Annotated in this window: 11 protein-coding genes; 9 read left to right on the top strand and 2 right to left on the bottom strand. The window is 42.1% G+C overall.

Translation table 11 applies throughout. The features are described 5' to 3' along the window. Positions 1-1,181: 1,181 nt before the first annotated feature. Positions 1,182-2,108, top strand: a complete 927-nt coding sequence (locus VIM91_RS01555) for a cation diffusion facilitator family transporter (protein ID WP_058025953.1) — start codon at positions 1,182-1,184, stop codon at positions 2,106-2,108. 186 nt (positions 2,109-2,294) lie between these two features. On the opposite strand, the gene lnt is transcribed toward VIM91_RS01555, so the two are convergent. Next, positions 2,295-3,863, bottom strand: a complete 1,569-nt coding sequence (gene lnt, locus VIM91_RS01560; RefSeq protein WP_313907251.1) for an apolipoprotein N-acyltransferase — start codon at positions 3,861-3,863, stop codon at positions 2,295-2,297. A gap of 449 nt (positions 3,864-4,312) precedes the next feature. Between lnt and VIM91_RS01565 the strand changes: the two genes are divergently transcribed. Both VIM91_RS01565 and VIM91_RS01570 read left to right on the top strand, forming a co-directional pair. Beyond that, positions 4,313-4,747, top strand: coding sequence for a DUF411 domain-containing protein (locus VIM91_RS01565; protein WP_131427860.1), 435 nt, complete (start codon positions 4,313-4,315; stop codon positions 4,745-4,747). Positions 4,748-5,546: 799 nt separating this feature from the next. Beyond that, positions 5,547-6,269, top strand: a complete 723-nt coding sequence (locus VIM91_RS01570) for a CHAP domain-containing protein (RefSeq protein ID WP_011513678.1) — start codon at positions 5,547-5,549, stop codon at positions 6,267-6,269. A gap of 148 nt (positions 6,270-6,417) precedes the next feature. On the opposite strand, the gene cadR is transcribed toward VIM91_RS01570, so the two are convergent. Next, a complete protein-coding gene (cadR, locus tag VIM91_RS01575; protein WP_025643920.1) occupies positions 6,418-6,828 on the bottom strand; it encodes a Cd(II)/Pb(II)-responsive transcriptional regulator in 411 nt (136 codons plus the stop codon). 142 nt (positions 6,829-6,970) lie between these two features. Here cadR and VIM91_RS01580 point away from each other — a divergent pair, with 142 nt between their 5' ends. From VIM91_RS01580 to lspA, 6 genes are all read left to right on the top strand, one after another. Further along, a complete protein-coding gene (locus tag VIM91_RS01580) occupies positions 6,971-9,187 on the top strand; it encodes a heavy metal translocating P-type ATPase (RefSeq protein WP_011513680.1) in 2,217 nt (738 codons plus the stop codon). Positions 9,188-9,308: 121 nt separating this feature from the next. Further along, positions 9,309-11,357 carry a heme lyase CcmF/NrfE family subunit gene (locus VIM91_RS01585; RefSeq protein WP_075107732.1) on the top strand — a complete coding sequence of 683 codons (2,049 nt, stop codon included), beginning with the start codon at positions 9,309-9,311 and terminating at the stop codon, positions 11,355-11,357. Further along, complete coding sequence (locus VIM91_RS01590; protein ID WP_331863082.1) at positions 11,358-12,020, top strand: DsbE family thiol:disulfide interchange protein; 663 nt, start codon at positions 11,358-11,360, stop codon at positions 12,018-12,020. Continuing rightward, positions 12,017-12,586, top strand: coding sequence for a cytochrome c-type biogenesis protein (locus VIM91_RS01595; RefSeq protein WP_025643928.1), 570 nt, complete (start codon positions 12,017-12,019; stop codon positions 12,584-12,586). The genes VIM91_RS01590 and VIM91_RS01595 overlap by 4 nt, the downstream gene beginning before the upstream one ends. Then, a complete protein-coding gene (gene ccmI, locus VIM91_RS01600) occupies positions 12,583-13,863 on the top strand; it encodes a c-type cytochrome biogenesis protein CcmI (protein ID WP_025643930.1) in 1,281 nt (426 codons plus the stop codon). Before VIM91_RS01595 ends, ccmI begins: the two co-directional genes overlap by 4 nt. 141 nt (positions 13,864-14,004) lie before the next feature. After that, positions 14,005-14,712 carry a signal peptidase II gene (gene lspA / locus VIM91_RS01605; protein WP_037026031.1) on the top strand — a complete coding sequence of 236 codons (708 nt, stop codon included), beginning with the start codon at positions 14,005-14,007 and terminating at the stop codon, positions 14,710-14,712. Positions 14,713-14,868: the final 156 nt, after the last annotated feature.

A 14,868-nucleotide genomic window follows, 5' to 3' on the forward strand; every position in this document is an offset into this window, starting at 1 on the left:
CTTTAGTGCATTCCTTGGATTTGATGTGATTAGTCATGCCGACTTCATCGCCCATCGCGTCATCAAGACCGTATCACTGTATCAAGCTACGGTTGTTAAGATTACGGCTGATAGCACCGCCTAGACACGCTCTTAACCGCTACTGTGCTGTCATACGCTAGCAAGGGCAATACACCCAATATACCGCTACGATATGCACAAATAACCACTCATTGCGTTGCTCAATATGTCTAGAACCCCCTGTCGAGAGCTTTACCCTTCTGTCAAACGCAGTCGTCGCCTTAGCCTGCCACCCATTTGACGGGTAACGGTTATAAAGAGAGCAGCACGAGGATGTAACGAGCGAACAAGCGGTTTTTAAAATGTATAGTGAATAAAGTTGATATGAAAGCAAATTTTGGATAAAATGCACCTACACGGGCATTTAATGCTGTTCAAATAACGCAGTTCAGGTGCTTATTTGTTCGTTACAGTGTGCGTCAACACGCTGTAACCGTTAGCTATATTTAAAACTAAATGCCTCTGGGAGTCAACTCCCAGAGGCATTTTTTTGTTTGTCATGTAGATTGGGTTTTTATTATCTACTTTTTCATTAGATTGCTTAGGCTTTTTTTGTCGTCATTTAGCGTAGGTATTTCAACCATTTTGAAGTTAGCACTTAGTACATCCTCACAAGACGTTAAGTTTCTGACAATACTGGGATAGTTTACTATGAAGACCGGCTTAGTCGTCAGATGCAAGGTTTTACACGCGCTGTTAAGAAGCGGTAAATCATCTTTCTGAGAGAATACGATAATGAAAAGACAAACCTACACTCCTGAGATTAAAGAACGCGCCGTTCGTATGCTGATTGAAGCATTAAACGATTACACCTTTATGTGGTCATGTCATAAAAAGCACACTAATGAAACTATACTAACCAACATTCAAGACTAAGCTACACATACTAAAGAGCTTGAACATGAGAACAAGAAGCTTACGTAAGCCAGTTAGATTACAGTAAAATCCGCTTTTTTCGCCCAAGGAGAGATAGGACACACAATCAAGTTGTGGCTCAGTTTATTGATAAAAATAAGTGGGTCTACGGTATTAGAGCAATATTGACTGTGCAATATAGAAAATATGCAATAAACTTATTTTCTACCTTTAATAAAATGCAGCAACCTAAACAAGGGTAAATTATGAGTAATTCAGATAACCACAGTCATCAAGCTCCAGACCCTAAAAATATGAATAAAGCTTTTTATATTGGGATTGGTCTAAATTCTGCATTTACGCTCATCGAGTTTATAGTGGGCTATTCAACTAATTCATTAGCTTTAATCGCAGACGCTAGCCACAACTTAAGTGATGTTGCCAGTTTAATAATCTCGTTAATTGGAATGAAATTAGCACAGAAAGCATCTACTACGCTTTATACCTATGGCTACAAAAAAGCTTCTATAATGGCGTCTCTTATTAACGCCATATTGTTAGTTACAATCGTTATAGGTATTGCGTATGAGGCCTTGGGTCGATTTGATACGATACCGGAAGTTGCAGGAAAAGTTATTATTATTACAGCTCTAATAGGTGTATTTATAAATACTGTTTCTGCTTTTGCATTCTACAAAGGTCAAAAAGACGATATTAATATCAAAGGTGCTTTCTTGCATCTAATGGTAGATGCATTGGTCTCTGTAGGTGTCGTTATCTCGGGCATTATTATTTACTATACAAGTTGGAATATCGTTGATCCTCTAGTTAGCTTGATTATTTCAGTCGTTATACTGTTATCGACTTGGGGTCTACTAAAAGAGAGTATCAAGCTTGCTATCGACGGAGTACCTCAAAATGTTGATCTCAGTAAAATCACTGCTATCTTAGAGAGCTATAATTTTATTCAAAACTTTCATCATTTACATATCTGGGCTTTGAGTACCACTGAGAATGCTCTTACAGTTCATATTGTACCGAAGACCGATATAACGTTTGAAGAGACTATTACTATGAAAGAAAACATCAAGGAAGATTTGGCGCATCAGAATATACAACATGCAACTATTGAATTTGGTACTAAGGCAGATGACAATCAAAAATCGCGTGCATTAAATGAAAGTATCAACTAAAAGATGATAGACCGTATATAGCTATCTCTTTTTAAGTATGAGGCGCGTGCCTTATGTCAACATAATTTTTTCAATCAGTTCTTATGTGATCAATAGTTTAAAACTTTTATATTTACGTGCGTTAGGACGTTACCTAGAAAAAATAAAAAACTTACGCTGATTAAATTATTATGATTAAGTTTACTATTACCCTCGTCTTCTAAGTGTGGTTAGACCTTTGCCAAAATAGCTTATTAGTAATAACAGGGTTATTATTATCAAGATAGGATAATTTCCCATAAGCATAAAGGGCGTGTTACCAACCCGTGCCTGTATCTCACCACGTAGTACAGTACGCTCAAACTGCGGTGCGCGTTTTACAATACGACCTTTATGGTTAATGATAGCGGTAACACCAGTATTGGTCGCTCGAATAAACCAGCGCCCGTTCTCAAGCGCGCGCATTTGTACCATTTGCAAATGTTGCAATGGTCCTGCTGAAGTGCCAAACCAGGCATCGTTAGAGACGGTCAACAAAAAGTCAGTATCGATGGCATTTTTACGCGTGGTATCTGGATAAGCTACCTCATAACAGATAGCCGTCCCTATATTGTGTTCACGCACCTTTAGCGGTGACTGCTGATCACTACCACGACTATAGCTCTTAATATCCTGACTACCGGCCAAACTTGGGAAAATATCGAGCACGCCTTCAAATGGAATATACTCTCCAAAAGGCACTAGACGCTGCTTCTTGTATAGGCCTTCCGCTTCTACACCTCGAGCAATCACGCTATTGTAAAATGGGGGATACTTATCCGTACTGGCATTGAATGCCGCTTTATCCTTATAAGGGATACCAGTTATCCATGTCGTATTGGTCGCATTGGCCATTTCTATCATTTCACTAATAAAGCCCGCAGCCTCATCCTGAAACATCGGAATAGATGATTCAGGCCACACCACCACATCACGTCCCCACTCAGTGCGCGTTAACTTCGCATAAATCTTTAGCGTTTCTACTTGATATTGCGTCAGCCACTTTATATCTTGTGAAATATTACCTTGAATCAATGACACTGACAGATCAGGTGTGCCCTTAGGTTTTGTCCATTGCGGATTGACCAGCCATAATGATGTGCTAATGGCTAATAACAGTACAGAAACGACGGCATAACTACTGCGTCGAAGCAGTAGCTCTACTAAACTTGCAGCCAATAGTATGGCAACAAAAGAGACGGCAAAAACACCAGCAACGGGTGCTAAGGACGATAACCAATACTCTTCAGTAAATGCATAACCAACAAATAGCCACGGAAAGCCTGTGAATAACCAAGTTTTTAACCATTCTTGTAGCACCCAAAGAGCAGCAAATGAAAAGGGTTGTTTGCCTACCATACGGTTAAAGACTAGTGCTAAAAATCCATGAAACAGTCCCATACCGAGACCCATCAATCCAATCATAATCAATGCGAGCCACGTTGGAGTATCGCTATAATCATGGATGGCAGTATAGAGCCAAAAGCCGCCGACGCACCATAGCCCCATACCGTAAGCTTCACCGATAATAAAAGCGCGACGACCACTCATACTTGTCACCAACAGCGCATATAAAATCGCTGGTGATACTATTGCTAGCGGCCAAAACCCATAAGGCGCTAGCGAAAATAAAAAAATAGCTCCTGCAAGCCATGCTGCTACTAGCGTAAGCGATAGCGGTAATTGATTTAAGTGAGTACTCAAACGCTTTTGTAGATTAATAGTAGACAGGCGCATCGCAAATTATCCAAAATTATGAGCCTTGAATTTTTAATCAAAATCCAAAACTTAGATAGAGCCGTTAATACTACAGGCAGTATTTTAAAATAAAAACTGCTTATGATACCAGCCTGCACTGCTCAATGGATGAATTTATGTACTCCGTTTAATGGGTTATTATGCTACATTACCAAACGATATGAAGTGTTACTTGATCTTCTATAGCTCACAATACCTACAGTACATGAGAAAGCACTATGCCCCCCTTAAAAATAAAATCCAGTCTTATATGCAATCGTTATCTGTCTAAGGGGTTGCGTAGTACGTTATTATTACTGGCTGCCTCATCACTATTTGCTTGTAGCCAACCGAGTAGTGGCGTATCTGATGCAAGCACAACATCGGCATCAACTGAAGATGTTTTGGCTGTTCCAAAGACAGCTGAACCAAACGTTATAAATAATTCTATGATGACATCAGTAAGTAAACCAGACTTACTAAAAAACGTATCAGCCACTGTCTATAAAGATGCCAATTGCGGCTGCTGTAAAGAATGGATAAGTCATGCAGAAGATAATGGTCTAAGTGCAACCGCGCAAGATGTTGCGGACTTAGCCGTATTTAAAGAGCGCTACAGCGTTCCAAATGAAATGCGTTCTTGCCATACTGTAGTCACTACGGATGGTTACGTCTTTGAAGGTCATGTACCCGCTAAATATATGGCGCAGTTTTTAGAAAATCCGCCAGTACAAGCTATGGGTCTTGCCGTACCTGGCATGCCTATTGGTAGCCCAGGTATGGAGTATCAAAATAAATTCATGCCCTATCAGGTTATGCAGCTCAATAAAGACGGGACAACCCAAGTTTATGCTGATATTGAATCGGTAGAGCAGCAATTATAGTGTGTTAGCAGTTAAGAATACTTTGATTATAGTGTTAGCGTTAAAAGTAAATGAGGTAGGTATAAGACTGTTCTATTGCTTATAAAATGATTCTTCATCAAAAAAATCATTAGCTATTGCGACTTTAAAAGCAAAAATAACTTTGAATTTGTAACTTTTGATGACAATGTAAGCGGATTTATCGGTTATTAACCCTTAAAATAGATAAATAATTAAGGGTTAATACAAGAATATACAGGATGTATCGAAACAATTACGTAATATTACATAAGCCAGTAGGGAATTAACATCTATATTAATATTATAAATTATTATATTATCTTAATAATTAGTTAGACCCTATATAGGGTAATTACTTCATCCAATAAAAAAACGTCTGAGGGTTAAATCTATAATTTAGATTTAACCCTCAGACGTTTTTTTGCTTATAAAACAGTAGAAATTGTGGTCAATCTAGTCAGCTATATTCTGTATATGTTACACAAACTTACATTGTAAAATGTGGAATATTAGCAATTTTTTCAACATCAAAAAAGTATTTTTGGGGTTTTTAAGGGTGATGACAGGCTAAACAGCCTATGCTAAAGTCGGCTTTGTGTTTTGGCCAGCAGCTTGATTTGCAACAGCTTCGTAAGACTTCAATGATGTGCTGTGATCGCCAATAATCATTTTTTATATGAATAATATGCAGCAGAAGTATCAGTCACTATGACGTATATATACTTGAGTTGTTGAAATTTAATTGACTGCGCTGTTGTTGATAACAGACCATTTTGAATTAACCGTAGGTATTAGATTTATGAAACAGGCTTTATTGATTTTGTCAGTACTGGGTATGGGCATAGCACAAACGAGTGGTGCTGCTATCACAATCTCTCAAACAAATAATACCATCACCAATACTTCTGTGGCATCAAACTACGGTTCATCAAAAAACATCTATAGCACTAGCAGTGGTGCTTATGTTTCTAGTAATGACGAAATCAGTCAAGCTATTAGCAACCTAAGTGCGCAGGCTAAGCAAAAAGAGAGTCGGCTTTCATCATTAAACAGCCGCTTATACGCTGAAAAACAACAGCAGCAAGTCAATACAGTTCCTGATAGCAATTCAGCCCCCGCTATCGCTGCTGCTCGTGCTTCACGAGTGGCTCTATCTGGTAGCTCTGGATACTGTGCCCGTTACGTACGTAAAGCACTACAATCAGCAGGTTATGAGTTCACCCCCAATCCTTCAGCCTATCAGTACGCCACTCGTGGCACGCTTGATAAAGCAGGTTTTAGCAAAATCAGTAATGATATGCCAACCCAAGTAGGTGATGTTATTGTCTATGATCGCTCATCAAAGCGTCCACATGGCCATATCCAAATCTTTGATGGCGAAAACTGGATTTCTGATTTCCGTCAGAACAGCATCAGCCCATACAGTGGTGTCTATGCTTATACCACATGGCGTGATTCAAAATACGTGGATGACGCATCCGCATCAGATCGAAATATCTACCTTGCTATGAATGATAAATAAGACCTGATAAGTCAGCACAACATAGTTATTATTTCCTCCAACCCCAGTAGTGATCTTACTATCATTGCTGGGTTTTTTTGTGCTTAACATCAGGGCGTATTTAACCTTTCATGATTTGATCCGTCAGAAATGAACACTACTGATATCATTACTCATGACAGGAGTTATCGACAAGCGCGTTTAAAATGCCACATGATGACGCTGGTGCACTACTTGCACATTTCTGGCGCAAAACGGTCAAGTGATGCTTTAAGTGCATCAGTTCTTCCATTCGTATTTCCACAGCATGAATGTGCTCATCTAGCAAGTTATTCACATCGCCGCAGTCCTTGTCAGGCGACTCCCAGTATTCAAGTAAGATTCGCACATCATCTAAAGCCATATCGAGCGTACGGCAATGTAGGATAAATTGTAGACGCTCAATGTGCTCTTCATTATATAAACGATAATTCCCTTCGCTACGAAAAGGCTCGGGTAATAAGTGCTCCTTTTCGTAATAGCGAATGGTTTCTACTGTGGCACCTGTGCGTTTAGCGAGCTCACCAATTTTGATTGTCATAACAACCTCTATGATTTAAATAATTAAAGTGGCTGTAAAGACTAGCGCTAGAGAAATTAAAATTACGAAACTGTAGATAAATAACCTTGACTCTAAAGCCACTAGAGGGTTCATAATATCATTATTCAAAGGGTAAATTATTATGAAATATCATATTGAAGGTATGGACTGTGCCAGTTGCATCGGCAAGATTGAAACAGCTTTGAAACGTATGCCTGGGGTTTCTGATGTTGAGCTAAATTTTGCTACAGAAACGCTAGAGCTAAGCTTGGCCCCTGATGCGCCGACTCAGGCTAGTGATATTGAAAAAACCATCAAAAGCCTAGGGTTCGGTATATCTGCCAATACTGGTCAACAAACTGTATCGGCTATTGATATTGACAGCGACAATCAGATGGCTCCGCAGGATAAGCGGTGGTGGCAAACTCAAAAAGGCAAACAGGTTGTTGGTCTCGGTATTTTGATGGGCAGCGCTTATGCACTGTCACTACTGTTCCCCGCTTATGGGATATGGGTGTTTGCCATCGCTGTGATTGTAGGCGTTTTTCCATTTGCACGCAAAGCCTTAGCACTGGCTAAAACAGGTTCATTCTTTTCAATTGAAACGCTGATGTCCGTCGCCGTGCTTGGCGCACTTATCATTGGTGAAGCTGAAGAGGCCGCAGCGGTTGTCTTTTTGTTCTCAATCGGTGAACTGTTTGAGAGTATCGCTGCTGATCGCGCTCGCGCTGGCATCAGAGCCTTATCATCGCTGGTTCCGAAAAGTGCGATTTTACTTGATGCTCAAGGTGGGCAGCGTAACGTTCCAGCGACTTCACTACAAGTGAATGACCTTGTGCTGGTGCGTCCTGGAGATAGGGTATCTGCTGATGGTTCCATTGTTCAAGGTGCGTCCAGCCTTGATGATTCGCCCGTGACGGGAGAGTCTGTTCCTGTTGCCAAGACGATGGGTGACAATGTATTTGCAGGGTCAATTAACATCGATGGTGTGCTCCAAGTGCGCGTAGAAAAGACAGCCGCCGATAACACTATTTCGCGCATTATTGATTTGGTAGAGCAAGCGCAAGCTTCCAAAGCACCCACTGCCCGTTTTATTGAGAAATTCAGTCGTTACTATACACCGGCTGTGATGGCTATTGCCGCCCTAATTATCATCGTCCCACCGTTAACCATGGGCGGAGATTGGTCAACTTGGTTATATCGAGGTCTAGCCTTATTATTGATCGCTTGTCCTTGTGCTCTTGTGCTCTCAACACCAGCTGCTATCGCCTCTGGTCTAGCGGTCGGTGCGCGCCGCGGCTTGCTGATCAAGGGCGGTAGTGCTTTAGAAACCATCGGCCAAGTGAAGACAGTCGCTTTTGACAAGACAGGCACTTTAACTGAAGGCAAACCACGCGTGACCGATGTTGTTGACATTACACAAGAGTATTCAAGTGTTCAAGGTCAGGATTCTCAGGATCAGGGTTCTCAAGGTAAAGATAAGGTATTGGCGCTCTTTGCCAGTGTGGAGACAGGTTCTAGTCACCCGCTTGCTGAAGCTATTGTCAGTCATGCCAAAGCCGCCAAAGTTGTCATACCTGTGGCTTCTAAAGCTTCTGCTACTGCGGGTAAAGCGGTACACGCAACTATCGCTGGGCGCGCGCTAGCTATCGGTTCGCCTGTTTATGCCGCAGATGAGGCATCAATTTCAGCCGAGCAACAGGCACAAATCGAGGCGCTGCAAAATGAGGGCAAGACCGTCTCAGTTCTTTTCGATGAGCAAAGTCGAGAAGTGCTTGGATTGGTCGCACTAAGAGACGAGTTACGAGACGACGCTCATGAAGGTGTGGCTCAACTTAAAGCGATGGGTGTGCGCTCCGTCATGCTAACAGGCGACAACCGCTTAACCGCTCAAGCACTTGCCAGTAATTTAGACGTGGAATGGGAAGCTGAGCTGTTGCCTGAGGACAAACTGCGCTTGCTTAACGAGATGAAGAATAACAGCAAAATAGCGATGGTGGGTGATGGTATTAACGATGCGCCAGCACTAGCAACCGCTGATGTTGGCATCGCGATGGGTGGTGGTACCGATGTGGCCATTGAGACGGCCGATATCGCATTATTAAAAAGTCGTGTTACAGACATGGCCCATCTGATTGCACTTTCGCGTGCCACCATGCGCAACATTCATCAGAACGTCATTTTCGCTTTAGGTCTCAAAGGCGTCTTTCTGATCACGACCGTATTCGGCATTACTGGACTATGGATTGCGGTTCTAGCTGATGCTGGAGCAACAGTGCTCGTTACTCTCAATGCGTTACGTTTACTGCGCTTTAAAGGCGCGCCTCCACTGGTAACTCCGCCTAAAGTAGTTAAATAAAACCCTTCGAAATCAATTAAAAACTAGAGATAGCAGCAGATTTCGGGGGTGGGTTCTAATAATAAAAATTCCACCGCTACAGTAAACTGCAACCGCATTAGAGTAAATAAGGTTAGACCGTATGTTGATTACAGAATTGGGCTATTTTGCCTTGCTTACCGCTTTTGTATTGGCGTTATTGCAGGTAATTCTGCCAACTATTGGTGTTATTCGTAACCAAGTTGCTTGGCAACGACTAGCCCCTAGCTTAGCTTGGGCACAGTTTGCCGCCATGATAACGTCATTTGGCGCTTTGATAGCAGGTTTTTATTATAATGATTTTAGCCTCAGTTACGTCGCGCAGCATTCCAATACGCTGTTGCCTTGGTACTATAAGTTATCGGCGACATGGGGCGGACACGAGGGCTCTTTGCTGCTATGGATGACCATCATGGCCACATGGTGTGCACTGGTATCATACTTTAGTCGCGGCTTGCCGTTATCAATGCGTGCGCGGGTATTAGTTATTTTGGCCGGTGTACAGTTAATGATGCTAACAATGCTGATATTTACCTCGTCACCGTTTGAGCGTACCTTACCCAATCTAGCGGTCGATGGCGCTGATTTAAATCCTGTCCTACAAGATTTCGGTCTGATTATTCATCCGCCCATGTTATATATGGGCTATGTGGGTATGGTAGTGCCTTTTGCATTTTGTATGGCGACATTGTGGGAAGGGCGTTTAGATGCTGCTTGGACACGCTGGTCACGTCCATGGGCGCTCGCGGCTTGGGGATTTTTGACCATTGGTATTGCACTGGGCTCGTGGTGGGCCTACTACGAGCTTGGCTGGGGCGGTTGGTGGTTTTGGGATCCGGTAGAGAACGCCTCGTTTATGCCTTGGCTTGTCGGCTTAGCATTGCTGCATTCATTAGCAGTCACTGAAAAGCGCGGGGTGTTTAAAGCATGGACCATCATGCTGGCTATTTTCGCCTTTGCCTTAAGCTTGCTTGGCACGTTCCTGGTACGCTCTGGAGTCCTTACCTCAGTGCATTCGTTTGCCGCTGATCCGACGCGTGGTTTGGTCATCTTAGCTATTCTTGGCATTATCATCGGTAGTGGTCTATTAATGTTTGCCGTTCGCGGTTGGCGTTTAACCGTTGAAAGTCAATATCAGCTGATTTCACGTGAGTCCTTTTTAGTGATCAATAACGCCATCATTTTGATTGCAACCTTAGTGGTGCTGCTCGGCACCCTCTATCCTATTATCGCTGATGCCTTTAGTCTCGGTCAGGTATCTGTAGGGCCTCCATACTTCAATGCGCTGTTTGTGCCTTTGACATGGCTGTTGTTAATCGCTATGGGTATGGGCTCTAATATTCGCTGGAAACAAGATAAGCGTCCGTTACTAGGGGTGGGTATCGCCATTGCCGCTAGTAGTATCGTATTGGCTGCTATTATCGCCTACTTTACCAGTCCATCTGCTATGTTCAATATTGGCGTGACTTTAGCGGTGAGCTTTTGGGTACTGCTATGGATGATCGTTGACTTTAGAGACAAAACCAAGAACGCCCCTAATTTCTTTAAAGGTCTGCGTCAGCTGCGTCTTAGCTATTGGGGTCAACAGACTGCTCATATTGGCGTATTGGTTGCTGTCATTGGCATAGCCTTTACTAGTAGCCTGAGTATTGAGCGTGACGTAGCAATGGGTATTGGCGATACAGTCAATGTTCAAGGTTACGATTTTGAAGTAACTGAATTTTTTGAAATAAAGGGTAGTAACTTTGATGCAACGCAAGCGCAAGTGGTGGTATCCAAAGACGGTCGTGAAGTGGCGAAACTGACTCCAGAAAAGCGTACTTATATTATCAGCACGATGCCAACAACTGAAGCTGCTATTGACCCCAGTCTTATGCGCGATGTTTATGTCGCACTGGGCGAACCTATTGCCGATGGTAGTAACCAATGGGCATTAAGGATTTATGTAAAACCATTAATTCGCTGGATTTGGTTAGGGGCAATTATCATGGCTCTAGGTGGATTAATTAGTATGCTTGATAAACGATACCGCATCAAAAAAATTAAAGCTCCGTTGCTAGTTACTGGTAGTTTGGCTACTTATGGAGTCAATGAGGTAGCTATTGAGCAGGCAATCTCAGTATCGACGATGTCGACACTAAAGGAGAAATAAATGACTATGTCGAATAATACTCCTGAGCAAAAAGATAGCCAAAACAGTAAGCAGCGTAACCCAAAGACAATGAAAAAAAAGCAGACGAAGCTATGGTTCTTAATTCCGCTTATCCTCTTTTTTGGTTTGGTAGTTATATTGTACATGCGCTTAGGTAAACCAACAGACATTGTGACCAATACCGCTCTTGAGCGTCCGGTTCCTACCTTTGAGCTGCCGTTATTAGCAGATACTACCCGTACTATCACCAATGATAATTTGCCGGATAAGCCGTTTTTACTTAATGTTTGGGGCTCATGGTACCCAACTTGCGTTATTGAGCATCCGTTTTTAATGCAACTAGAAGAGCGCGGCGTTGATATCGTTGGTGTGAATTATAAGGATGAGATTGGTAATGCGCTCAGTTACTTAAACCGAGGCGGTGATCCATTTTCTATGTCTATTCAGGATTCATTGGGTCAGTTTGCTCTAGACTTAGGCATAACTGGTGCGCCCGAAACCTTTGTTGTGGATGGAGATGGCATCATTCGTCAGCATATTGTTGGTGAGATTAATGAAGCCAATTGGCAACAGCGTGTTAAGCCGTGCCTGACAGTACTTAATAAGGCTAATAAGAACAACGATAGTCCTGATCTCATTCAGGTTGAGGAGATGTGCAAATGAACGTTACTCGAATAAGAGCTCCTCAACTAAAACCCAATATAGTTTTAAAACTAGCAAGCTTAATACTAGCGTGTCTGCTTAACATGACGGCAAACGCAGCTATTGACGTATACGATTTTGACTCACCACAGCAAGAAGCTCAGTATCGTGGATTAATAGAAGAGTTTCGCTGCCCAAAATGCCAAAATCAAAACCTTGCAGCCTCTGATGCACCGATTGCACAGGATCTAAAGCAAAAAGTCTATGATTTAATTAAAGATAGACGTAGTGATGCTGAAATACGCGTCTATATGCAAGAGCGCTACGGTGACTTTATTAGCTACAAGCCGCCTATGCGACCATCAACATGGATCCTATGGTTTTTTCCACCACTATTATTGCTCGTCTTAATTATTGGTTGGTTTTGGCAAAGTAAGCGTCGCCAAGTTGTTGCCCGTGGTCAAAGCGGCGTCACAGTGAACAGTACTGCTGCCTTGACCTCTACGGAAAAGGCTGAGCTTGATCGTCTATTATCGCAAGCTGAGAGTGTCGACCACGACATTACTAGCCTAGAGGACAAAAAATGACTCTATTTTCTACTTTTGGCTTATTTGTAACTCTAAGCTTGCTGATTGCTCTTATATTTGCGCTGATTGCTATTATGCCATGGCTACGAGCACCGCGTTTGCAGTCCAAACCAATAGACAATCAACTGCTAGATATTAATGTTGCAGTATTTCGCGAACGTTTAGCTGAGCTACAAACAGATAAAGACAGCGGTACTATTAATAATAGCCATTATCAAAATCAAAAGCTGGAACTGGAGCGTCAGCTATTAGATGTGCAGCGTCAGATAACACCTATGGTCACCCCTGATGTCAAAAGCCGTTTAATTGTCGCAGCTTGGATCCCAATATTGGCTGCAATGGCGTATTTACTAATAGGCAATCGTACGCCCGTGTTTGATTTGTGGACAGCTGAGGACAAAGTAGGACAAGTGGCTGACGACCTATTGACAGCTAAAATTGACAAGCCGCCATCATGGGCGTTTGAAGATGGTCGTCAACTGATTAGCGCCATGCAAACCAATGTTCATCGTAATGCTGATGATCCTAATCGCTGGATGCGCCTATCCGAGCTTTTCTTATCTATGGAGGCAACTGATTCTGCGCTGGAAGCCTTATCTCGTGCCTATCGTTTAGCTCCTGAAAATGAAGAAATCGCCACCACTTATGCTCAGACTAGCTTTTTCGTTAATGAAGGTCAGTTAGACGCCAATATTCGCCGTGTATTACAAGCTATATTAGCTAAGAATCCGCAGCATGAACGGGCTCAAATGCTCATGGCAATGGGTGAGACTCGTAGTAGTAACTTTGCCCAAGCGCAAGGTTGGATTAAACGCTTACAAGGCAGCATTGTGGCCAAACCAGGTGATCATACTAAAGCTTTAGCAAGCTTAGATGAGTTAAGCAACTACGTTAGCACGCAAGAAAAGCAAGCGCTAGAAGGTATTGACGTGACAGTGAAAATTAACGCTAATTTATTACCGTTAGTGAAAGCTGATGATGTGTTGTTTGTTGCGATACGTGACGTTAAAGGAGGTCCACCGTTTGCCGCCAAACGTTTACCCATTAGTATTATCAAGCAAGGTGAGGCTAGTATCCGCTTAAGCAATCTTGATGCGATGATGCCAGATCGCACGTTAAATTCAGCTCGTAGTGACAAAACTCAGTTAGCAGTCGTTGCTCGTATTAGTCATAGCGGTAATGCCATAGCAGAGTCAGGCGACTTATCGGGTAATCCTATAGTGATTAGCGCTGAACAGACTCAGGTTAATGTTGAAATCAATCAACAGATTCCCTAATAAAAAATTATTACCGTAAGTTTCATAACACCAGAGCGGTAAGTGGAGCCGTTTATAAAAGTGGCGCGATTAATAGTCGTATACCAAAAACATATACGTTTAACATTGTTCATTGTATAAACACAGATAAAGAAAACAACTATGACTGAATCTACCGACAGATTAGATAGTACTAAATTGAATAGCGTTGAATCGGCTAGTACTAATATTGCTGACAATAAAGTACCTATAGCTGTGAGTAGTACTCATCAATCGATTGACTCTAAAACCATGAATCATACGCCTAAAGCTATGTACGTGACTTCAGGCAACTCGATAACACCTAAAGGTAAGTTGGATAAAATGCCAAAAATGGTTGCCAATGGCAGTCGCGCTTTTATCTGGTATTTGTTGGCGATAATGGTGTTAATACTTGATCAATGGACTAAGTGGTTGGCCCAAACCAAATTAGCGTTCAATGACCCCGTACCGGTCATTGAACCATTTCTCAACTGGACACTCGCTTATAACTATGGGGCAGCATTTAGCTTTTTAGCCGACGCTGGCGGTTGGCAGAAATGGTTTTTCTCAGGCTTAGCTTTTGTAATGGCTATCTTTTTAACGATTTATTTAATCAAAGCGCCACGTACAGCCAAGCTATTGTCTATGGGGTTGGCCTTAGTGCTTGGCGGTGCGATTGGCAACTTAATCGATCGTTTAAGAATTGGCAAAGTGGTTGACTTTATCCATGTGCATTATGCTGATGTCTGGAATTATCCTATTTTCAATGTTGCAGATATAGGTGTCTGTGTCGGTGTAGCGTTGATTATAATTGATATGATATTTTTGGAAAGTAAGCGTAATGAATAAACAAGTGAATATTGATCAGTACAAATAAAAAGAACTAGCGTCATAGCTGCTCTATACGGAAAGATACTTTTTATACTCAAGTGTGTTTATAAAAATGCGAACTGGAAGGTGATATATGATTAATACAAATACTCTCTCATTCTATATCCCAAAACC

Origin of the sequence: Thiomicrospira sp., from assembly GCF_036568485.1 — a bacterium.
In the GTDB taxonomy this organism is placed as follows: domain Bacteria; phylum Pseudomonadota; class Gammaproteobacteria; order Thiomicrospirales; family Thiomicrospiraceae; genus Thiomicrospira.

Excerpts from the sequence above, each read along its gene's own strand:
- VIM91_RS01590 (WP_331863082.1), top strand. The coding sequence starts at position 11,358 with ATGACTATGTCGAATAATACTCCTGAGCAAAAAGATAGCCAAAACAGT.
- VIM91_RS01580 (WP_011513680.1), top strand. The coding sequence starts at position 6,971 with ATGAAATATCATATTGAAGGTATGGACTGTGCCAGTTGCATCGGCAAG.
- VIM91_RS01565 (WP_131427860.1), top strand. The coding sequence starts at position 4,313 with ATGATGACATCAGTAAGTAAACCAGACTTACTAAAAAACGTATCAGCC.
- VIM91_RS01570 (WP_011513678.1), top strand. The coding sequence starts at position 5,547 with ATGAAACAGGCTTTATTGATTTTGTCAGTACTGGGTATGGGCATAGCA.
- cadR (WP_025643920.1), bottom strand. The coding sequence starts at position 6,828 with ATGACAATCAAAATTGGTGAGCTCGCTAAACGCACAGGTGCCACAGTA.
- VIM91_RS01595 (WP_025643928.1), top strand. The coding sequence starts at position 12,017 with ATGAACGTTACTCGAATAAGAGCTCCTCAACTAAAACCCAATATAGTT.
- ccmI (WP_025643930.1), top strand. The coding sequence starts at position 12,583 with ATGACTCTATTTTCTACTTTTGGCTTATTTGTAACTCTAAGCTTGCTG.
- lspA (WP_037026031.1), top strand. The coding sequence starts at position 14,005 with ATGACTGAATCTACCGACAGATTAGATAGTACTAAATTGAATAGCGTT.
- VIM91_RS01555 (WP_058025953.1), top strand. The coding sequence starts at position 1,182 with ATGAGTAATTCAGATAACCACAGTCATCAAGCTCCAGACCCTAAAAAT.
- VIM91_RS01585 (WP_075107732.1), top strand. The coding sequence starts at position 9,309 with ATGTTGATTACAGAATTGGGCTATTTTGCCTTGCTTACCGCTTTTGTA.
- lnt (WP_313907251.1), bottom strand. The coding sequence starts at position 3,863 with ATGCGCCTGTCTACTATTAATCTACAAAAGCGTTTGAGTACTCACTTA.